Consider the following 1,351-nt stretch of genomic DNA (forward strand, 5'->3'; position numbering starts at 1 on the left):
GGTGACGGCATCCTCACAGTTCAGTGCCCAGCCCGTCCGCATGGGCGTCGGAATGATGTCAACCTGGAACGGCATCCCGGAGGCAATGCGTTCTGTCGAGCCAGGGCGGATCGGCGAGTGCAGCCATTCATCATGGCCCGTCAAATGGCCTGGGTTCAGGGCGGACTTCAAGTTGGCGCGTGCCAGCGTGGCGACGACGGCATCGTGGATCGCTCCACCTTCGACGCCGATATCTGCCGTTTCGTACCAAGCCAGCTGAGCGGCATAGTAGGACTTGGCCACGTCCAGGAAAGCATCGTCGTGTTCGGCGATCATGCCCGCACGGGCGGTCAAGCCGCCCCAAAAACTGACGCAGGTCGTGGCGCCATCGCCGCTCTTCGGCACACGAGCGCTCGGGCTGCGCATGCCGACGATGGCAGCCGAGCTGTCGCTGGTCGACAGCATCGGGTGGCAATTCATCGGCTCGCCGGCATAACCCATCCGGGCAGCCGCGGCATATTCGCTGTCGCCCAGCTGGAAGCCGGAGACGATTCGCCAGACTGCCATTGAGGCACGGCTGGCTGCCCATTCAGCCTCGGCAATCTGATCGACGTCGACGACGACCCGAAGCCCGTCGGTCGGATGCATTAGGATGCGGGTGCCATCGGTCAGTTGACCGGACGCGCTGATGACGACGGCGAGGGAATCGACGATGTAAGACGGCACAAAGAAGGTCGGACGATCAAGGCCCCATTCCTCCGTCTCTACATATTTCCATCCGGCCAACGCGACGCTATCGCCAATTTTGACCCCGGCCTCGCCAAGAACCGCCACCAAGTTTGGCTTCTGGGTGCGATCCTGCGCCATAAGGCTCAATGATTGGCACAACATCCTGGTCATGCCCGGCATCTGCGAGATTGGCGTGTAGTCCTGGTTTTCGTTGCCGGTGATGATGATCTTTTGGTCGCCGGGTCCGAGCAGCAGTAGTGCTTCCTCGAAGCGCGGCTCGAATCCTGTAAGGAACGACATGTTGGCAAAGTGCTCGCGGTCGGCATAGACCGCCATCCAGTCAGCACCGGCTGCCGCATACGCGGCACGGCATCGGGCTTGATAGGTGGATGTCGGGATGCTCGGCTGGGCGAGCGGGATGCCGAAATCGGGAATGGAGATGGGACGCAGGGTAAGAGACATTATTCCTCACTTGTGATGATCGGTGGCGGATTGCGGTCGGCCTGAGAGTTAGCTGGGTACCGGGGCATCGGCCGGCAGGATTGCCTCGACTTTTAGCGCCTGCCAGAATTCCGGCGGGATCGGCGCCTGCAGCCATTCGATATTCGTCTGCAACTGCCTTTGGTTACGTACGCCGTGAATC

At 61.3% G+C, this 1,351-nt stretch carries 1 protein-coding gene; it reads right to left on the minus strand.

Going from position 1 to position 1,351, the window contains the following annotated elements; translation table 11 throughout:
* A partial coding sequence (locus tag ACXJ5O_RS27075; RefSeq protein ID WP_457302611.1) for a Xaa-Pro aminopeptidase occupies positions 1-1,170 on the minus strand: 1,170 nt, incomplete at its 3' end.
* Positions 1,171-1,351: the final 181 nt, after the last annotated feature.

It is taken from the genome of Phyllobacterium sp. P5_D12 (assembly GCF_054049495.1).